The organism is Asticcacaulis sp. MM231, from assembly GCF_964186625.1.
In the GTDB taxonomy this organism is placed as follows: Bacteria; Pseudomonadota; Alphaproteobacteria; order Caulobacterales; family Caulobacteraceae; genus Asticcacaulis.
In genome coordinates this window covers 3355567-3374053 of sequence record NZ_OZ075108.1, presented here as the reverse complement: position 1 = coordinate 3374053, position 18487 = coordinate 3355567, and the positions used below count along the sequence as shown (strand labels likewise).

The following is an 18487-nucleotide window of genomic DNA, read 5'->3' as shown; positions in this document are numbered from 1 at the left end:
TCATGACCTTCGACTCTTACAAGCACTACCAAGACCAACGTCAGCGCCTGATCGACGGCCACGCCTACGATCCCGAATCCGAAATCTCGGCCTGCGGCGTCGGTGTCGTCTGTTCCATCGATGGCTCGCAAAAGCGTGAGGTCGTCGAACTGGCCGTCAAGGCGCTGAAAGCCCTGTTCCACCGCGGCGCCGTCGATGCCGACGGCAAGTCAGGCGATGGCGCCGGCATCATGATCAATGTGCCACAGGCCTTCTTCCGTAAGCAGATTGAGAACATCGGCCACAAGCCGCGCTCCGGCCCTATCCTCGTCGGGCAGGTCTTCCTGCCGCGCACCGATCTCGGTGCCCAGGAAACCGCCCGCACCATCGTGGAATTGGAAATCCTGCGTTCGGGTTTCTTCCTCTATGGCTGGCGTCAGGCGCCGGTCGACGTGACGCAGCTCGGTGAGCGCGCCATGGCGACGCGTCCGGAAATCGAACAGATCATGATGGCGGCGCCGGAAGGTCTGGAAGGCGAAGCGCTGGAACGCGCCATGTTCCTTTGCCGCCGCCGCATCGAGAAGCGTGTCGATGACGCCCACCTCGGCGATTTCTATCTCTGCTCGTTCTCGGCCAAGACCCTGATCTATAAGGGCATGTTCCGCGCCGAGTTGGTCGATGACTTCTATCTCGACCTGAAGGACCCCGACTTCACCTCGTCGGTCGCCATCTTCCACCAGCGTTTCTCGACCAACACCTTCCCCGAATGGCGTCTGGCCCAGCCCTTCCGTATGCTGGCGCACAACGGTGAAATCAACACCCTGCGCGGCAACATCAACTGGATGAAGTCGCACGAGATCCGTATGGCCGCCACCACCTTTGGCGATCAGGCCTCGGACGTGAAGCCGGTCATCCAGCCGCGTGGCTCCGATTCCGCCGCGCTCGACAACGTGTTCGAACTGCTGGTCCGCGCCGGCCGCTCGGCGCCGATGGCTAAGGCCCTGCTGATCCCCGAAGCCACCGCCAATGACGAGACGGCTTCCGACGCCAACAAGGCGCTCTACGCCTATTGCAACGCCGTGATGGAGCCGTGGGACGGCCCCGCCGCCATCTGCGCCACTGACGGCCGCTGGGTCATCGCCGGCAAGGATCGCAACGGCCTGCGCCCTCTGCGCGTGACCGAAACCAAGGACGGCCTGCTGATCGTCGGTTCCGAAGCCGGCATGACCGGCGTAGCCGAAGAGCGCATTTCGCGCCGCATCCACATCGCCCCCGGCCGTATGATCGCGGTCGATCTCGAAGGCGGCAAGCTCTACGGCGAGGATGAAATCATCGACGCACTGGCGGCCAAGCACGATTATTCGGGCTGGCTGGAAAACATGGTCGATCTGGAACCCCTCATCATGCCGGGGCCGGAGCCGCGTGTCTATTTCGGTGAAGAACTGCATCGTCGCCAGATCGCCGCCGGCTTCACGCTCGAAGACCTCGATACGGTCCTCGACGCCATGGTGAAGGACGGCAAGGAAGCCATCGGCTCGATGGGCGACGATACGCCGCTTGCCGTGCTCTCCGAGCAGTGGCGCCCGATCGCGCACTATTTCCGCCAGAACTTCGCGCAGGTCACCAATCCGCCGATCGATCCGTTGCGTGAAGCGCAAGGCATGTCGCTCAAGACGCGCTTCAAGAACCTTGGCAACATCCTGGCCGAGGACGAGGCCCAGACCGACGTCTTCGTGCTGGAAAGCCCGTTCCTCAGCACGCTGATGTATCAGCGCATGATTACGTTTGATAATGTCGGCCATGTCGCCAAGCTCGACTGTACCTTCCCCGTGCCGGGCGAAGGTGCCTTGCCGGGTGCCGGCCTGAGCGCCGCGCTCGAACGCCTGCGTGACGAAGCCGTCAAGGCCGTGAGCAACGACAAGGCCAGCATGATCGTGCTGAGCGATGAAGCCCTGTCAGCCGATCTGATGGGCGTGCCGATGATCCTGGCCGCCGCCGCTGTCCACTCGCGCCTCGTGCAACAGGGGCTGCGTTCGTTCGTCTCGATCATCGTCCGCACCTCCGAAGCCATGGATGCGCACACCTTCGCGGTACTGGTCGGCGTCGGTGCCACGGCGATCAACCCCTATCTGTCGCTGGAAATCCTGCAGGAACGTCTGGCGCAAGGCCGTTACGAAGGCTTCAACGAGCACAAGGCCTTCACCAACTACAAGAAGGCCATCGAAGCCGGTCTGATGAAGATCCTGGCCAAGAAGGGCATTTCGATCATCTCCTCTTATCGCGGTGGTTATGAGTTCGAGGCGCTTGGCCTGTCGCGTGCGCTGGTGGCCGAATATTTTCCCGGCGTGACATCGCGTATCTCTGGCATCGGGCTTTCGGGCATCGAGCAAAAGCTGACCGCCCTGCATCTCAATGCGTGGGCGAAGAAGCCAGTAACCCCGATCGGCGGCTTCTACAAGATGCGCGCCGCCGGCGAGACCCACTACTATCAGCCGAAGCTTATCCACCTGCTGCAGGACGCGACGACGCGCGATGATTACGAGGTCTTCAAGAAGTATTCCTCGCTGATCGCCGGCATGTCGAAGACGGCCCCGACCAGCCCGCGCGACCTGCTCGCCTGGGAAGGCAAGCTGCCGCCGCTCGCCATCGAGGAGGTCGAAAGCGTCAACGAAATCCGCAAGCGTTTCGTCACGCCCGGCATGTCGCTCGGCGCGCTCAGCCCCGAAGCCCACGAAACCCTGAACATCGCCATGAACCGCATCGGCGCGCGGTCGGTGTCGGGTGAGGGCGGGGAAGACCCTGAGCGTTATCACCGCCGTCCGAACGGTGACAATCCGAACTCGGCCATCAAGCAGATCGCATCCGGTCGCTTCGGCGTCACCGCCGAATACCTCAACCAATGCCGTGAAATCGAAATCAAGGTGGCCCAGGGCGCGAAGCCCGGCGAAGGCGGGCAACTGCCCGGCTTCAAGGTCACCGAGTTCATCGCCCGCATGCGTCACTCGACGCCGGGTGTTGGCCTGATTTCGCCGCCGCCGCACCATGACATCTACTCGATTGAAGACCTGGCCCAGCTCATCTATGACCTGAAACAGATCAATCCGCGCGCCCGCGTCACCGTCAAGCTGGTGTCGCAATCGGGCATCGGCGCGGTCGCGGCCGGCGTTGCCAAGGCCAAGGCCGACGCCATTCTTGTCTCCGGCAATGTCGGCGGCACCGGCGCATCCCCCCTGACCTCGGTCAAGTTCGCCGGCCTGCCGTTTGAGCTCGGCCTGTCGGAAGCGCATCAGGTGCTGACGCTCAACAATCTGCGCGGCCAGATCCGTCTGCGCGCCGATGGCGGTATGCGCACCGGTCGTGATATCGTGATCGCCGCCCTGCTCGGCGCCGATGAATTCGGTATCGGCACGGCTTCGCTGGTCGCCATGGGCTGTCTGATGGTGCGTCAGTGCCAGTCGAACACCTGCCCGGTCGGTGTCTGCGTGCAGGACGAGCGCCTGCGTGCCAAGTTCACCGGCACGCCGGAAAAGGTGATCAACCTGTTCACCTTCATCGCCCGCGAAGTGCGCGAAATCCTGGCCTCGCTTGGCCTGCGTTCGCTCGGCGAAGCCACCGGCCGCACCGACCTGCTCCAGCAGGTCTCGCGCGGCGGTGTGCACCTCGATGACCTCGACCTCAACCCGCTTCTGGTCCGTGTCGATCTCGATCCCGGCGCCACCATCACGCGCTATGACGAGATCAACGAGGTCGCCGATACGCTCGACGCCAAGATCGTCCGTGACGCCGCCTACATGCTGGAGCGCAAGGAAAAGATGCAGTTGACCTACGACGTGCGCAACACGATGCGCGCCGTCGGCACCCGCACCTCGTCGCACATCGTCAGCGCCTATGGCTCGACGCTCGATGAGGATCACCTCAAGCTCGACCTGATGGGGTCAGTTGGCCAGTCGCTTGGCGCTTTCGCGGTCAAGGGTCTGTCGATCAATCTGATCGGTGAAGCCAACGACTATGTCGGCAAGGGCCTTTCCGGCGCCACCATCGTCATCCGGCCAAAGGCCTGGCAGGAGGGCCAGGCGCTGGCCGGAAACACCCTGCTTTACGGCGCGACCTCCGGTCAGCTCTATATCGCCGGTTCGGTGGGCGAACGCTTCGCCGTCCGTAACTCCGGCGCCACCACGGTGGTCGAAGGCGTCGGCGCGCATGCCTGCGAATATATGACCGGCGGCGAAGTCGTCATCCTCGGTAAGTCCGGCGCCAATTTCGGCGCGGGCATGACAGGCGGTGTAGCCTATGTCTATGATCCGGACGAGACCTTCGCCCGCTACATCAACCCCGAAGGCATCACCTTGCGTCCTGTACCGGATGAAAACGTGGCCCGCCTCAAGGCGTTGATCACCACCCACCTTGAGAAGACGCTTTCGCCGCGCGCGCAGGCCATTCTCGATGACTGGGATAACAGCCTGAAGGCCTTCGTTGAGGTTATGCCGAATGAGATTTTGGCCATACAGCAAAAGCTGCAAGCCAAGAGCGCTTAAAAGAAAAGGCGGTCCGCAAGGGCCGCCTTTTTCGTTGGCCGTGCCTGAAATACCGCATAAACCGAATGTGATTTCTTTACCGGTTTACGTCAGCCTAGTTTGCAGAAGGTGCGAACGAGCATCGGGGTATGGCATGAGCGCTATGAACACACTTCGCAACGATAATGCGCAAGGCTCCGGTACGCGGCCCAAAATCCTGCTGGTCGATGATCGCTGGGAAAACCTGTTGGCCACCGAAGCCCTGCTGAAGCCACTTGGTGCGTCCATCATTACCGCCGATTCCGGTGAAAAAGCCCTCAATCTGGTGCTGGAGAATGATTTCGCCATCGTCCTCCTCGATGTGCAGATGCCGATCATGGACGGTTTCGAAACCGCCCGCCTGATGAAGACGCGCCCCAGTATGCGCAATGTGCCGATCATCTTCATCACCGCCATCAGCAAGGAAGATCACTTCGCCACCGAAGCGGCCGAGATCGGCGCGGTCGATTATATCTTCAAACCGATCAATTCCGATATCCTCAAGAGCAAGGTGAAGGTCTACCTCGACCTGTACACGCAGCGTGAGCAGATCCTGCAGCTCAATGCCCATCTGCGTCAGTCGAATGAGGAGCTTGAGCGTTTCGCCTATGTCTGCTCGCACGATATGCAGGAACCGGTGCGGATGATGAACATCTATGCCGGTTTTCTGGCTGAGGATGCGATGGCTCAGCTTGACGAGGATGGCCAGCGCCACGTTGGTTATATTCGCGAAAACGCCGTGCGCATGCAGAAGATGATCCGCGATATCCTCAGCTTCTCGCGCATCGGCCGTGAGGACATTGTGCTAGAAACCATCGACAGCCAGCAGGTCTTTTCTGAGGTGATACAGGGCTTTGAGGACATCGTGGCGCAAAAGCAGGCCGTGGTGACGGCCGAAGGTCTGCCAGTCGTCAACACCAGCCCGACCCTGTTGCGCGTGCTGCTGCAAAACCTGATCGGTAATGCGCTGAAATTCCAGGATGGCAGCCGCACGCCGGTGATCACGATTTCGGCCAGCCGTGAAGGCAGCGGTCGCAACGCCATCTGGCGCTTCGATGTCAGCGATAATGGTATCGGCATTAATCCGGTGTTTTACGAGCGCATCTTCCAGATTTTCCAGCGCCTGCACAGTTTCGATGACTATACCGGCACCGGGATCGGGCTTTCGACCTGCCGCAAGTTTGTCCGGCTATGTGGCGGGGATATCACCGTGCGTTCAACGCCGGGCGTGGGCAGCGTGTTCAGCTTCACGCTGCCGGACAAGGCATAGGCATGGGAGAGGCCTTGGAAATTCTGTTGGTGGAAGACAATCTGGGCGATGTCGAAATGACGAAACGCGCCCTGCGGACGGCCAGCACGCCCTGTCGGGTTGAGGTGGCCAGCAATGGACGCCAGGCGCTCGATTGTCTGCATAAGGCCGGCCGCTACGAGGGCGCGGTGACGCCGCAACTGATCCTGCTCGATATCAATATGCCGTTGATGGACGGCAAGGCCTTCCTCGATCATGTCAAGGTCTCTGACGATTTCAAGGCTATTCCGGTCGTGATGTTCACCAGCTCGGAATCCGCCCGAGATGTTCGTGATTGTTATGAGCGCCACGCCAATGGCTATGTGGTGAAGCCGTTCGATGGTCAGGCCTATGCCGCAGCCGTGCGCGGAGTGATCGATTTTTGGGGCAGTTTATCGACGCTTCCCCAATAGGCCCTTAAGCTATATCCGGCGTCGCCTCATTGAATCTTTATCCATAAGCCGCGATGCTGTCTTAAAAACGCGCATATCCGGAGTTTGTCATGAAACCCAACCGCCTGATCCTCCCGCTTCTTCTTGCTTCCGGCGCCGTGCTGGCACTCACCGCCTGCGCCAGTCTGACCGCTGGGCCGGTTGGCAACGCCTCGGTGCCACAGCCCGCCAAGCCGGTCGATATCGAGCAGTATAGCGGCCTGTGGTATGAGATCGGGCGTTACGAGAACCGTTTTGAAAAGGACTGCGAGGGCGTCACCGCCGAGTATCGCGCCCGTCCGGACGGCCTGATCGACGTCATCAATTCCTGCCACAAGGGCAGCCTTTCGGGACCGGTCAAGATGGCCGAAGGTAAGGCCAAGGTCTTGCCGGGCAGCGATAACGCTAAGCTCAAGGTATCGTTCTTTGGTCCGTTTTACGGCGATTACTGGGTGCTTGACCGCGCCGACGACTATAGCTGGGCCATTGTCGGAGAGCCGTCAGGCCGATACCTGTGGCTGCTCAGCCGTGTCGCCCAGCCGCACGAGATGGTGCGCAACTCGATCGAGGCGCGCACCCGCCAGATGGGCTATGACTGGGGCCGTGTGCGGATGACGAAGCACTAATTATCGCTCAAACGCCGCGAGGCGCCTCGCATAAGCTCGGGCGGGGTTGCCCTTGCCAAAGCATAAATGCTTTGGAGATGTCTTAAATCCCGTCGCCGCCATAGATCGGATTGTGGATGCCGCATTCGACCTTTTCGGTGCCGGCCCAACGGCCTGAGCGTGCGTCTTCGCCGGCGGCCACCGGCTTGGTGCAGGTGAAGCAGCCGATCGACGGGAAGCCCTGATCGACCAGCGGATGCGCAGGCAGGTCGTGATTGACGAAATAGGCCTCGACATCGGCCGCGGTCCAGGTGGCCAGCGGATTGACCTTGAAATGCTTGCCGTCGAATTCGACGATGGGCAGGCTGGTGCGCGTGGCGCTCTGGTGGCGTTTGCGGCCGGAAATCCAGGCGCCAAAGCCTTCCATGAAGCGATTAAGTGGGCGGACCTTACGCAGATCACAGCACTGGTTGGGCTGGGTGCGCCATAGGGTGTTCTTGTCATCCTCCACGGCGGCTTCCGCCGGATCGGCCTTGAGGTTGACGAGGTTGGTCAGGCCGAGCTTCGTCACCAGTTCATCACGGTACTGGATCGTCTGGAAGAAGTGACGGTCGGTATCGAGGAAGATGACCGGGAGGTTTGGCTCAATCTGCGAAACCATGTGCAGCAGCACGGCGGAATCGGCGCCAAACGACGACGAGAGGGTGATATCGCCGATGAATTGCTCGGTGATCGCCTTGCGCAGGATGTCCTGCGCCGTCAGGTGTTCCCAGGCAGCGCTCAGGGCCTCGGCGCGCAAGGCGCCTTCGGTTCTCGTTTGTTCTTTCAGTATGTCGATCAAAATCGTCATAACTTTGAATTCCTTAGCCCTCGGCGGGGTGCCGTAGAGCCCATACGGGACGGTTGGTATCCGCCGCCCCTTGATAAAATACGCTGAAGCGTGATTTGGCGGCCGCAATGGCTTGCACCGGGTCTTTGTCCTTGACCAGAAACTCGCTGAAACCACAGCGCAGCATCAGGAAAAGCTGGTCGCGCAGCACATCGCCGACGGCACGGATGGTGCCCGTATAGCCTTCTTCGCGCAGGATGCGGGCGGTCGAGTAGCCGCGGCCATCACGATAGCCGGGGAAGTTCACCTCGATCAGCGTGATCTTCTCGATAAAGGGCAGCAGAAGCCGCACATCGTCGCCCGGGTTGACGCGGACGCCGTAATGACCATTGAGGCCATCAAGCGCCTTGAGCGCGCGGTCGAAACCGAGCACATAGGGACCGTCGACGCCTCCCATTCCCAAACCGGATTCGTCCTCGTCGGCCAGCAGGGTCCAGCCATCAGGAATGATCTCGCCGTCCGTGGTGACCAGTTGCGGGGTATGCGATGAGTTAAGCAGGCTCATGGAGCGCCTCCGCGAATGTGTTACGGCCGAGGCGTTCCACGGCGTCGATAAAGCGCTCAGAATCACTCGTGCGCAGTTGAAGGTAGAGCTGAACCACCCGCTCAATGGCGGCGGGCACGGCTTCGGCCGGCAAGCCCTTGCCGGTGATAACGCCGAGCGCGGCGTTTTCATCAGCGCGGCCACCGAGCAGGATCTGGTAGAACTCGATCCCCTGCTTGTCGACGCCCAGAATGCCGATATGGCCGACATGGTGGTGACCGCAGGCATTGATGCAGCCGGAAATCTTGATCTGCAGATCGCCGATCTTATCCGTCAGGTCGGCATCGGCGAAGCGTTGCGAAATGTCCTGAGCCAGCGGAATGGAGCGGGCATTGGCCAGTGAGCAATAGTCGAGACCCGGGCAGGCGATCATGTCGGTGATCTTGCCGCCGTTGGCCGTGCTCAGATTGGCCGCGTCGAGGCGGGTATAGAGCGCGTAAAGATCGGCCTTGGGCACATGCGGCAGGATGACGTTCTGCTCGTGGCTGACGCGCAGTTCGCTATAGGCATATTGTTCGGCCACATCGGCCATCACGTCCATCTGCGCTGAGGAAGCGTCGCCCGGCGGCAGGCCGACCGGCTTGAGCGAAATGGTCACTGACACATGGTCGTCGCGCTTGTGCGCGAGCGTGTTGTTCTTGACCCAGCGGGCGAAGGCCTTATCGGCGGTCTGGGCGCGTTCATAGGCTACGCGATCAAATTTCGCGTCTTTGAAGTCAGGATCGGGGAAGAAGCTCCGGATACGGACGATCTCGGCGGCGGGTGCGTCGATAGCGGCCTTGTCGAGCAACTCCCACTCTTCCTCTACCTGACGGGCGTATTCATCGGGGCCAAGGGCAGCGACCAGAATCTTGATTCGCGCCTTATAGCTGTTGTCGCGACGGCCATAGCGGTTATAGACGCGAAGGCAGGCTTCGAGATAGCTCAGCAGTTGCTCGCCTTTGAGGCCCGTCTTGATGCGATGGCCCAGCGAAGGCGTGCGGCCAAGGCCCCCGCCGACATAAAGATCGAAACCTTCCGGCTTGGCGTGCAGGCCGATATCGTGGACGCGCACGGCGGCGCGGTCGCGGTCGGCGCCGGTGATGGCGATCTTGAACTTGCGCGGCAGGAAGGTGAATTCCGGGTGGTTCGATGACCACTGGCGGATCAGTTCGGCCCACGGACGCGGGTCTTCGTGCTCATCCCTGGCGGCGCCGGCGAACTGGTCGGTCGTGGTGTTGCGGATGCAGTTGCCCGAGGTTTGCAGGGCGTGCATCTCGACCTCGGCCAGTTCTTCGAGGATCTTCGGCGTATCGGCCAGCTTGATCCAGTTGAACTGCAAATTCTGGCGCGTGGTGAAGTGGCCGAAATCGCGGTCATAGGTGCGGGCGATGTGCGCCAGCTTGCGCACCTGCTTCGACGACAGCACGCCATAGGGCACGGCGATACGCAGCATGTACGCGTGCAGTTGCAGATAAAGGCCATTCATCAGGCGCAGCGGCTTGAACTGGTCTTCGCTCAGTTCGCCAGAGAGGCGGCGCGCCACCTGATCGGCGAATTCAGCGTTCCGGTCACGGACGAAGGCGTGGTCGAAGGAATCGTAAACGTACATGACCTAGTACTCCTGGAAGATATCGGCGCGGCCGTGCAGACGGGCGATTTCGTCGGCGGTCTGGCCGATGGTCGGGCCGTTGGCGCGAACAAATTCGCGCACATGTTCGCGCTGCACCGGTGCATCGGCGGCGCTGAGCGGAATAAGATAGGCACCGACCACCTCGGTTTCGCGCGCCTTCCATTCGGTCAGCAGCGCTTCGGCGGCGTCATCATCGAGACGCGCGGCCTGGGCGGCGTCCTCGCTCCAGCCTTCGGCGGAAAACCACAGGGTCAGGCCATCGGTCAGGCGATTGGCGGTTAGTAATTTCATGCGTTCAGTCTCACGGCTTCTTCAACGACGCCGACTATGGCGTTTTGATCCTGGTAAAGGCCTGCTACCTCGCCGATGATGACGAGGGTCGGGCCTTTGGGCGGGGTGGCGGCGACGGTATCCGCCAGTGTGCTTAAGGACACGAGCGTGCAGCGTTCATTGGGACGGGTGCCATTCTCGATGATCAGAGCCGGCGTATCGGGCATCCGGCCATGCGCCATGAGTTTCTCAGAAAGGATCTTCGATGTGGCGACGCCCATATAGACGACCAGCGTATGATGCGGGGCGGAAAGCGCCGACCAGTCGAGCAGCAGCGGGTTGTTGTCTGGATCGCCGTCTTTCGCGTGGCCGGTAATGAAGGTGACGCTCTGGGCGTGGTCACGGTGCGTCAGGGGCACGGACGCCGAGGCCGCGCAGCCCAGCGCCGCCGTGACGCCCGGCGTGATATGGACCTCGATGCCGGCGGCGCGCAGGGCCTCGACTTCTTCGCCGCCACGGCCGAACACGAACGGATCGCCGCCCTTGAGGCGCACAACGCGCTTGCCAAGGCGCGCTTGCTCGACCAGCAGTTCGTGAATCTGTTCCTGCAGCACGCTGTGATTGGAGCGCGCCTTGCCGACATAAAAACGATCGGCGTCGCGGCGTGCCAGATCCATGATGCCGTCGCCGACCAGACGATCATAAACGATGACATCGGCCTCGGAGAGCAGGCGCAGGGCTTTCAGGGTCAGGAGTTCGGGATCGCCGGGGCCGGCGCCGACCAGATGCACCACGCCGGTGCGCGGGGCATTGACAAGCGTGAGGGCCAGTTCAACGGCTTCATCGATCTTGCCGGCGCGCGCCAGTTCGGCAGCGGGCGATTGCAGCACATTTTCCCAAACGCGACGACGATCATCCGTGTTCGGAAGAAGTTCGCGCAGGCGCGGCGACAGGGCGGTGGCGAAGGCGGCGATCTCGGTTTCCGATGGCGGTACGGCGGCCTCGATCTTGCGGCGGGTCTCGCGCGCCAACACAGGCGCTGTGCCGCCGGTGGCGACGCCGATGCTCAAAGATCCGCGGTCGATGATGGCGGGCACATGGAAATCAGACAGATCAGGGAAATCGACCACATTGAGCGGTGCCCGCGAGGTGCGGGCCAGGGCGGCGCCCTTTTCCGCCATAGCCCGATCCTCGAAGGCGACGATGATCAGGGCCGCCTCAGTCAGCTCCGAGGTTTCGGGCCAGCGCGCATGCGCGTCAGCCAGATCGGCCAGCGGCGCGAAGACGGTTATTTTAGCGGGTGTGCGGTTCAGCAGGGTGAGCTTGCGGATCGCCCACGCGCCGGCGCCGATCAGGACGACCTGACGGTGTTCCAGTGGCCATGACAGGGGCAAAGCGAGCATCGCGACAACACCAAAAGAGGGAGCATACAACATGATCCCCTTTAACAGGGTTCTATGTAAGGTTTTGTGGCGCCAAATTAAAGCGATGGTTTGTCGCCTGAGGGTTTAGGGCGGCTAAAGGCTCGCTATTCAGTGAGAACGACCTTAACAAGGAAGACAACCCGTCGCATAGGCCAAAGCCTGTCAGCATGATAGAGTGCCGGCATGAGTTCAGAACACGCTATCGCCGCCCGCCAGAAAATCCGCCAAGACGCCGCCGCCATGGGTGTGGATGAAGCCTTTATTTCAAAGCTGGTCGATGAATTTTATGCGCGCGTGCGCGTACATCCGCAACTAGGGCCGGTGTTTAACGGCGCGGTCGATGACTGGCCCGATCACCTGGCCAAACTCAAGTCATTCTGGGAATCCGTGGCGCTGAACGCCGGTGTATATTCCGGTCGGCCGATGCAGGCGCATATGAAGGTTTCGACCATCGAGCCGGCGCATTTCGGCGAATGGCTGTATCTGTTTGAGCAGACCCTGCGCGATATCGCGCCTTCCGAGGCGGCGGTGGAATATTTCATGATCCGCGCCAGCCGGATCGGCGAGAGCCTGAGGCTCGGTCTGTTCTTCAGACCGTAAGATTTATGGTCACACCATGACTTTACCGGGAGTGGCCAAATGGTGCCTAGCGGCTGAGCAAAGAAAAAGCGCCCGTGACCGGAGCCACAGACGCTTCTTCTAACCCTTCACGCAAACAACCTGCTTAAGAGTATGCACGATCTCGACGTGATCGGCCTGAGCCTTCATTACCGCGTCGATATCCTTGTAGGCCGCCGGCGTCTCATCGATCACCTCGGAATCCTTCCGGCACTCCACGCCGGCCGTGGCCAGGGCGTGGTCTTCCAGAGTGAATCTCCGCTTGGCTTCCGACCTTGACATCGCCCGGCCTGCGCCGTGTGAACACGAACACAGGGCCTCGGCTGCCGGCTGGCCATCGATTCCTCGCACGATGAACGACTTGGCGCCCATCGAGCCCGGAATGATGCCCAGCGTTTCCGGCGTGATCCGCACGGCACCCTTCCGGGTTACCAGCACGTCCGAACCGAAATGCCGCTCATGCGCCACGTAATTATGGTGACAATTGACGGCTTCGCAGTCGCAGGTAAAGCGCTTCGGTACCGATACGGACAAAGCCTCAAGGGCCGCTGTCATCATCAGTTCCCGGTTGGCCCGGGCAAACCTCTGCGCCCACGACACCGCACCCATGTAGTCGCCGAACAGGTCGGAACCCTCCGGCAAATAGGCGAGGTCTTCGTCGGGCAGGCTGATATACCAACACTTCATCTCGTGCTTGGCGCGTTCGATGAAGTACGAACCGATCCGGTTGCCGATCCCCCTCGAACCGGAGTGCAGCATGATCCAGACGGCGTCGTTTTCGTCGAGGCAAACCTCGACGAAGTGGTTGCCGGTACCGAGCGTACCCAGATGGTTGTGCGCCCGTGATGCCGATTGCGAAATCTTCGGATGCTTGTCGACGATATTTTGCAGTTCGCCACTCAAGCCCTTGAAAACCTCGGTTTGCGCTTCCGGCACTTCACCCCAGGCGCCCCGGTCGTTGCGCCCGCCATTGTCCGTCCGGCCGTGCGGAATCCGCTGCTCGATTGCTGTCCGCAGGCCCGACAGATTATCGGGCAGATCGGCAGCCTTAAGCGTGGTACGGATGGCCATCATGCCGCAGCCGAGATCGACCCCGACCGCTGCCGGAATGATCGCGCCCTTGGTTGGGATGACCGAACCGATAGTGGCACCCATGCCCCAGTGAACATCCGGCATGATGGCGAGGTGCTTATGGATAAACGGCATGGCGGCGATATTGTCGAGCTGCTTGCGCGCCTGATCCTCAACCGCCACACCGTCAATCCACGCCTTAATCAGGCCACCTCTGGCCCCTTGAAAGACTTGCATGTCTTTCTCCTTTCTTAGTTGATTATCCCGGATTTAACGCGCCCAAGCCGCGATGCGGTAGGGCAACGAAGCATGAGAAAAGCCCTTTTGACCGGGTCAAAAGGGCTGCACAAAAGCTAAAGATCGGGTGATCCTAGTCTCTCATCCTGCAGCCCTGTCCCCGGTCGCTCCAATTGCGGAGCGCTTGTGGGCGTAGCGCAGCCGCAAAGGTGCCGACCTCTTTCGAGGATGGCATCTGGTTCGGCTGAATGTGGCTATACGCTTGGGTCATCCGGGCTTCATCTGCCTGTTTTATACACAGGTCAAGCGGTGAAGGTTTCAAATGTTACGAGTGTGGCTTTGCGGTATCAGGTGCATAAAGCATCTAAAAATAGGTGTGGCCTGTCTTGATGCCGCGGTGATAATCGAGCCGGCGGTAAAAGGCTTCCGGGTCTTTCGGCTTCACCACCCATGACGGATCGTGGTTGAGCAGGTCATAGAGCCGCGTCAGGGTAAAGCGCACCGCCGAGCCACGCGCGAATAGCGGCAGGGCGTTGATTTCGGCTTCGGACAGCGGTCGCGTGGCGTGATAGGCCTTGATAAAGGCTGAGATCATCTGCGGCATGGGCCGGCCACCCGGCGTAAAGCCCCAGGCATTGAGCGAGACCGCCAGATCATAGGCGTAGGCGTCGGTGCAGGCGTAATAATAGTCGATCACGCCGGTGACCTTGCCGTCATCGCTCATCAGCACATTGTCGGTGAAATAATCAGCATGGATGGCGCCCACAGGTAAGCCCGATGGCCAGTGGGTTTGCAGAAACCCCAGTTCTTCGCGGAAATCGGCAAGGATATCCTGGGCGCGCAGTGAGTCCGCCGCCCTCGGTTCGCAACGCGCGATCAGACCCGGCCACGCCGCCAGACCCATCGAATTTTGGCGTATCTGGGGGAAGTCGCCGCCGATCAGATGCAGTTTCGCCAGATATTCGCCGGCGGATGTGGCGTGGCGCGTATCGGGATTGCGCGGCCAGCGGCCGGGCAGCCATTTGATGAGGGCGCAGGGCTTGCCATTGATCCGGCCAAGGCTTTGACCATCGCGCTTGAGCGCCGGACCCGGCGCCGGATAGCCCTTGCGGTCGAGATAGAGGGTGTAGTCCATGAACCACGGCAGGCCGTCTTCCGGCGTCGCGGCCTCGAAAAGTGTCAGCGCATAAAGACCGGACGTGGTTTCGACCTTGAAATTGGTGTTGGAGACACCTTCTTCGATACCTTCGAGGTGCAGCACCTCGCCGATATCATAATCAGCGAGATAGGCACGGGCGTCCTCCAGCGAAACCTGCGTAAAGACAGCCATAAACCTCGTAACCTCTGTTATGCCTCAACGGTGCGAAGGCCGATGAACCCCATTCGTCATCATTTGGCAAGTCCAAATGGTTGCAAGACCATCTGCAAGCGGCAATTTGCGAATTGATCGCAAATTTACTTGCTCCCCTGACACAGAATGACTAAATCGCTGGCTTAGAATCCATCGCTTGGGTTAGCGGGGCTGATCTGTTAGCTAGCCGCATCCCGGAAAAGGAATCCGCATATGGCCAAGACTGTACCTTCCGTTGTCGATCTCATCGGCGATACCCCCCTGATCCGCCTGAAGGCGGCCAGCGAGGCGACCGGCTGCGAGATCTACGGCAAGGCGGAATTCCTTAACCCCGGCCAGTCGATCAAGGATCGCGCCGCGCTGTGGATCATCCGCGCCGCCGAGGCTGACGGCTCGCTGAAGCCGGGCGGCACCATTGTGGAAGGCACGGCCGGCAATACCGGCATCGGCCTGGCCATGGTCGCCAAGGCCCTGGGCTACAAGGCCAAGATCGTTATTCCGCGCACGCAGGCGCAGGAGAAAAAGGACGCGATCCGCCAATTCGGCGCCGAGTTGATCGAGGTCGACGCCCTGCCTTACGCCAATCCCGGCAACTATGTCCGCTATTCCGGCACCCTGGCGCAAGAACTGCGCGATGCCGGCGAAAGCGTCATCTGGGCCAACCAGTTCGACAACACCGCTAACCGGCAGGCCCATATCGACGCCACCGGCCCGGAAATCTGGGCGCAGACCGATGGCAAGATCGACGCCTTTATCTGCGCCGTCGGTTCGGGCGGCACGCTCGGGGGTTTAAGCCTCTATTTCAAGCAAAAGAACCCGGATATCCAGATCGGTCTGGCCGATCCGTTTGGCGCGGCGCTTTACAGCTATTACACCACGGGCGAGCTGAAATCCGAAGGCACCTCGATCACCGAAGGAATCGGTCAGGGCCGCATCACCGCCAATCTCGAAGGTATCACCGTTGATCGCTCGTATCAGGTGGCGGATTCGGAATGGCTGCCGGTGCTCTATGATCTGATCGAAAACGAAGGCCTGTGCCTTGGCACCTCGGCCGCGCTCAATATCGTCGGCGCCATGAAGATGGCCCGAGACTTAGGGCCGGGCAAGACGATCGTCACCGTGCTGTGCGATTATGGCAATCGCTACGCCTCGAAGATCTTCAATCCGATCTTCCTGCGTGAAAAAGGCTTGCCCGTCCCGCCGTGGATGGCGGCGGACTGATGGGTTTAAACCACCCAGAATTCCATTTTACACCCTCCTCCCTATCGCTTGCGATGGGGAGGTGTCGCGGCTTGTCCGCGACGGAGGGGGGGGGGGGCTCCACCGCTTCGCGGTCCCCCTGCCCATTTTATGGGGAGGAGAAGGTGCTAAATATCCATGGCGGCGAAAACCGGCGGTTCGGTCTGCGTGCTCGGCGCGCCGTCGATGCGGTGCGCCTCGCCACGCAGCCACTCCATGAAGCGCAGTTGCGCCGGGGTGGGTTCACGCGTTTGAGGCCAGACCAGATAGTAGCCGTATTCCAGCGGCTTGTCCTTTTCGTCAAACAGGATCATCAGCCGGCCAGCCTTCAGATCAGCCTCGGCGATGGTGCGCTTGGCCAGGGCCACGCCGCGACCGGCAACCGCGCCCTCGATGACCATGCTCGACTGGTTGAAACGCGGGCCGCGCGACGCATCGACTCCTTCAACGCCATGGGCCTTGAGCCACATCGGCCAATCCGGGCAACTCGGATCGGTTTCGGCACCGACATCGTGCAGCAGGACGTGGTGCGCGAGATCGGCCGGTTTTTTGATCGGCGCGGCCTCGAACAGCAAGGGCGAGCACACCGGCACGACGGCCTCGGCCAGCAGATGCTCGACATTGAGCCCGTTGTAGTGGCCGTTGCCGTAACGGACGGCCAGATCGATATCGGACACGGCGAAATCGACCGGGGCCATGTCAGCACTCACCCAGACGTCGATATCTTCATTAGCGGCGCTAAAGTCATAAAGGCGCGGCATCAGCCACTTGGCAGCGAAGCTGGGCGCTGCGGAAACGGTGACGCGGCCCTTCTGATTGCCCTGTTTCATCAGGCGCGTGGCCTCGAACATCTTCTCGAAGGCTTCTTTCAAAATCTGCGCCGAGGCCTTGCCGGCTTCGGACAGCACGACGCGGCGGCCATCGCGCACAAACAGCTCCACGCCAACATGCTCTTCCAGCAAGCGGATTTGCTGCGACACCGCGCCCGGCGTCACAAACAGCTCTTCGGCGGCCTGTTTGAAACTCTCATGGCGGGCGGCGGCTTCAAAAACCCGAAGCGCCGACAGCGGCGGCAAGCGATCACGCGACATCTTACATTTCCCGACTTGGCTACATAGCCTCAGTTGCCCTTAACCAGACGCCCCTTTATAGCGTCTTTCAGTTTAAAAAAACTATTTCGATCCAAAAAATCGAAAAGCACTGGAGAAAAAAATGACCGAAGCCAATCCGCTTCATCACATTGATGCGCTGGAAGCCGGCGAAACCTGGACCACCGACGTGGTCGTCATCGGCGCCGGCCCGGTCGGGCTGTTCAGCGTTTTTGAACTGGGCCTACTCGATATCAAGTGCCATCTGATCGATATTCTCGACAAGGTGGGCGGCCAGTGCGCCGAGCTGTATCCGGAAAAGCCGATCTACGACATTCCCGCCTGGCCAATCATCTCCGGCGACGACCTGACCAAGCGCCTGCTCGAACAAATCCACCCCTTCGGGGCCAAGTATCACCTCGGCGAAATGGCCGTGGCCGTGCGCAAGATCGAGGACGGCGAGCATGAAGGCCTTTGGGAAGTGACCACCGATCAGCAGACCGTGGTGCGCGCCAAGGTCATCGTTATTGCGGCTGGCGGCGGTTCGTTCCAGCCCAAGAAGCCGCCGATCCCCGGCATTGATGGTTTTGAAAACCTTGGCGCTGGCCTGGGCGTCCATTACGCCGTGCGCAAGATGGAAGCCTTCCGCGACAAGGAAATCGTCATTTCCGGCGGCGGCGATTCCGCGCTCGACTGGGTGCTGAATCTGCAACCGATCGCCAAGCGCGTGACGCTCATCCACCGCCGCGACGACTTCCGCGCCGCGCCGCACTCGGTCGCCAAGATGCGCGAACTGGTCGCTGCCGGCGAGATGGATCTTGTCATCGCCCAGGCCACGGCGCTGAAGGGCGAAACCGGACACTTCCTGGAATCGGTCGCCATCGAAGACAGTGACGGCAATGCCTCACATCTGAAGGCCGACGCCTTTCTGCCCTTCTTCGGCCTGACCATGAAGCTGGGTCCGGTGGCGGAATTCGGCCTGAACCTGCATGAGAACCTGATCCCGGTCGATACCGAGAAGTTTGAGACCTCGACCAAGGGCATCTTCGCCATCGGTGATATCAACTATTATCCGGGCAAGCTGAAACTGATCCTGTCAGGCTTCCATGAGGCGGCGTTGATGGCGCAAAAGGCTTTCCGCTACGTCTATCCGGACAAGAAGCTGCGCTTCCAGTACACGACATCGTCGTCGGAACTGCAAAAGAAGATGGGTGTCAAATAGCGGGGCCATGCTCCCGTCTGTTTATGCTTTCAGTGCCTCTTTATCCGCGGATAAAGAGGCACTTTT

Annotated in this window: 15 protein-coding genes; 7 read left to right on the top strand and 8 right to left on the bottom strand. The window is 60.7% G+C overall.

The window, feature by feature from the left end; all coding sequences use genetic code 11:
• The first annotated feature begins 2 nt into the window (after nucleotides 1–2).
• The 4 genes from gltB to ABQ278_RS16455 all read left to right on the top strand — a co-directional run bounded on the left by gltB (nucleotide 3) and on the right by ABQ278_RS16455 (nucleotide 6877).
• Nucleotides 3–4514, top strand: coding sequence for a glutamate synthase large subunit (gene gltB / locus ABQ278_RS16470; protein ID WP_349320559.1), 4512 nt, complete (start codon nucleotides 3–5; stop codon nucleotides 4512–4514).
• A gap of 133 nt (nucleotides 4515–4647) precedes the next feature.
• Entirely contained in the window at nucleotides 4648–5802 is a 1155-nt protein-coding gene (locus tag ABQ278_RS16465) for an ATP-binding protein (RefSeq protein WP_349320558.1), read from the top strand.
• A 14-nt stretch (nucleotides 5803–5816) separates the two neighbouring features.
• Nucleotides 5817–6233: a response regulator gene (locus ABQ278_RS16460; protein WP_349320557.1), complete on the top strand. Its 417-nt coding sequence runs from the start codon at nucleotides 5817–5819 to the stop codon at nucleotides 6231–6233.
• Nucleotides 6234–6322: 89 nt separating this feature from the next.
• The gene (locus tag ABQ278_RS16455; RefSeq protein ID WP_349320556.1) at nucleotides 6323–6877 is read left to right on the top strand and encodes a lipocalin family protein; all 555 of its coding nucleotides are present in this window, start codon (nucleotides 6323–6325) and stop codon (nucleotides 6875–6877) included.
• Between the two features lie 82 nt (nucleotides 6878–6959).
• Here the strand turns inward: ABQ278_RS16455 and ABQ278_RS16450 are convergent, their stop codons facing one another.
• Genes ABQ278_RS16450 through cysG form a run of 5 tightly spaced genes read right to left on the bottom strand, consistent with a single transcriptional unit; the run spans nucleotide 6960 to nucleotide 11574 of the window.
• On the bottom strand, nucleotides 6960–7706 hold the full coding sequence (locus ABQ278_RS16450; RefSeq protein ID WP_349320555.1) for a phosphoadenylyl-sulfate reductase: 747 nt from the start codon (nucleotides 7704–7706) through the stop codon (nucleotides 6960–6962).
• A 13-nt stretch (nucleotides 7707–7719) separates the two neighbouring features.
• Nucleotides 7720–8250 (bottom strand): DUF934 domain-containing protein, encoded by a 531-nt coding sequence (locus tag ABQ278_RS16445; RefSeq protein WP_349320554.1) that lies wholly within the window; start codon nucleotides 8248–8250, stop codon nucleotides 7720–7722.
• Entirely contained in the window at nucleotides 8237–9880 is a 1644-nt protein-coding gene (locus ABQ278_RS16440; RefSeq protein WP_349320553.1) for a nitrite/sulfite reductase, read from the bottom strand. The genes ABQ278_RS16445 and ABQ278_RS16440 overlap by 14 nt, the downstream gene beginning before the upstream one ends.
• 3 nt (nucleotides 9881–9883) lie before the next feature.
• Nucleotides 9884–10192, bottom strand: a complete 309-nt coding sequence (locus ABQ278_RS16435; RefSeq protein ID WP_349320552.1) for a DUF2849 domain-containing protein — start codon at nucleotides 10190–10192, stop codon at nucleotides 9884–9886.
• Complete coding sequence (cysG, locus tag ABQ278_RS16430) at nucleotides 10189–11574, bottom strand: siroheme synthase CysG (protein WP_349320551.1); 1386 nt, start codon at nucleotides 11572–11574, stop codon at nucleotides 10189–10191. The genes ABQ278_RS16435 and cysG overlap by 4 nt, the downstream gene beginning before the upstream one ends.
• A 204-nt stretch (nucleotides 11575–11778) precedes the next feature.
• On the opposite strand from cysG, the gene ABQ278_RS16425 reads away from it, so the two are divergent.
• Nucleotides 11779–12195, top strand: a complete 417-nt coding sequence (locus tag ABQ278_RS16425) for a group III truncated hemoglobin (protein ID WP_349320550.1) — start codon at nucleotides 11779–11781, stop codon at nucleotides 12193–12195.
• A 99-nt stretch (nucleotides 12196–12294) separates the two neighbouring features.
• Here ABQ278_RS16425 and ABQ278_RS16420 read toward each other — a convergent pair whose 3' ends face one another.
• Nucleotides 12295–13521 carry an RtcB family protein gene (locus ABQ278_RS16420; RefSeq protein WP_349320549.1) on the bottom strand — a complete coding sequence of 409 codons (1227 nt, stop codon included), beginning with the start codon at nucleotides 13519–13521 and terminating at the stop codon, nucleotides 12295–12297.
• A gap of 364 nt (nucleotides 13522–13885) precedes the next feature.
• Nucleotides 13886–14851 (bottom strand): homoserine kinase, encoded by a 966-nt coding sequence (thrB, locus tag ABQ278_RS16415; RefSeq protein ID WP_349320548.1) that lies wholly within the window; start codon nucleotides 14849–14851, stop codon nucleotides 13886–13888.
• Between the two features lie 234 nt (nucleotides 14852–15085).
• Here thrB and ABQ278_RS16410 point away from each other — a divergent pair, with 234 nt between their 5' ends.
• A complete protein-coding gene (locus ABQ278_RS16410) occupies nucleotides 15086–16093 on the top strand; it encodes a cysteine synthase A (RefSeq protein ID WP_349320547.1) in 1008 nt (335 codons plus the stop codon).
• A gap of 146 nt (nucleotides 16094–16239) precedes the next feature.
• Here the strand turns inward: ABQ278_RS16410 and gcvA are convergent, their stop codons facing one another.
• On the bottom strand, nucleotides 16240–17202 hold the full coding sequence (gene gcvA / locus ABQ278_RS16405) for a transcriptional regulator GcvA (protein WP_349320546.1): 963 nt from the start codon (nucleotides 17200–17202) through the stop codon (nucleotides 16240–16242).
• A 121-nt stretch (nucleotides 17203–17323) separates the two neighbouring features.
• Between gcvA and ABQ278_RS16400 the strand changes: the two genes are divergently transcribed.
• Complete coding sequence (locus ABQ278_RS16400; RefSeq protein WP_349320545.1) at nucleotides 17324–18421, top strand: NAD(P)/FAD-dependent oxidoreductase; 1098 nt, start codon at nucleotides 17324–17326, stop codon at nucleotides 18419–18421.
• The last annotated feature ends 66 nt before the right edge of the window (nucleotides 18422–18487 follow it).

What these genes read in the sequence shown, in the direction of transcription:
- gltB (WP_349320559.1), top strand. Translation starts at nt 3, where the DNA reads ATGACCTTCGACTCTTACAAGCACTACCAAGACCAACGTCAGCGCCTG.
- ABQ278_RS16465 (WP_349320558.1), top strand. Translation starts at nt 4,648, where the DNA reads ATGAGCGCTATGAACACACTTCGCAACGATAATGCGCAAGGCTCCGGT.
- ABQ278_RS16455 (WP_349320556.1), top strand. Translation starts at nt 6,323, where the DNA reads ATGAAACCCAACCGCCTGATCCTCCCGCTTCTTCTTGCTTCCGGCGCC.
- ABQ278_RS16450 (WP_349320555.1), bottom strand. Translation starts at nt 7,706, where the DNA reads ATGACGATTTTGATCGACATACTGAAAGAACAAACGAGAACCGAAGGC.
- ABQ278_RS16445 (WP_349320554.1), bottom strand. Translation starts at nt 8,250, where the DNA reads ATGAGCCTGCTTAACTCATCGCATACCCCGCAACTGGTCACCACGGAC.
- ABQ278_RS16440 (WP_349320553.1), bottom strand. Translation starts at nt 9,880, where the DNA reads ATGTACGTTTACGATTCCTTCGACCACGCCTTCGTCCGTGACCGGAAC.
- ABQ278_RS16435 (WP_349320552.1), bottom strand. Translation starts at nt 10,192, where the DNA reads ATGAAATTACTAACCGCCAATCGCCTGACCGATGGCCTGACCCTGTGG.
- cysG (WP_349320551.1), bottom strand. Translation starts at nt 11,574, where the DNA reads ATGCTCGCTTTGCCCCTGTCATGGCCACTGGAACACCGTCAGGTCGTC.
- ABQ278_RS16425 (WP_349320550.1), top strand. Translation starts at nt 11,779, where the DNA reads ATGAGTTCAGAACACGCTATCGCCGCCCGCCAGAAAATCCGCCAAGAC.
- ABQ278_RS16420 (WP_349320549.1), bottom strand. Translation starts at nt 13,521, where the DNA reads ATGCAAGTCTTTCAAGGGGCCAGAGGTGGCCTGATTAAGGCGTGGATT.
- thrB (WP_349320548.1), bottom strand. Translation starts at nt 14,851, where the DNA reads ATGGCTGTCTTTACGCAGGTTTCGCTGGAGGACGCCCGTGCCTATCTC.
- ABQ278_RS16410 (WP_349320547.1), top strand. Translation starts at nt 15,086, where the DNA reads ATGGCCAAGACTGTACCTTCCGTTGTCGATCTCATCGGCGATACCCCC.
- gcvA (WP_349320546.1), bottom strand. Translation starts at nt 17,202, where the DNA reads ATGTCGCGTGATCGCTTGCCGCCGCTGTCGGCGCTTCGGGTTTTTGAA.
- ABQ278_RS16400 (WP_349320545.1), top strand. Translation starts at nt 17,324, where the DNA reads ATGACCGAAGCCAATCCGCTTCATCACATTGATGCGCTGGAAGCCGGC.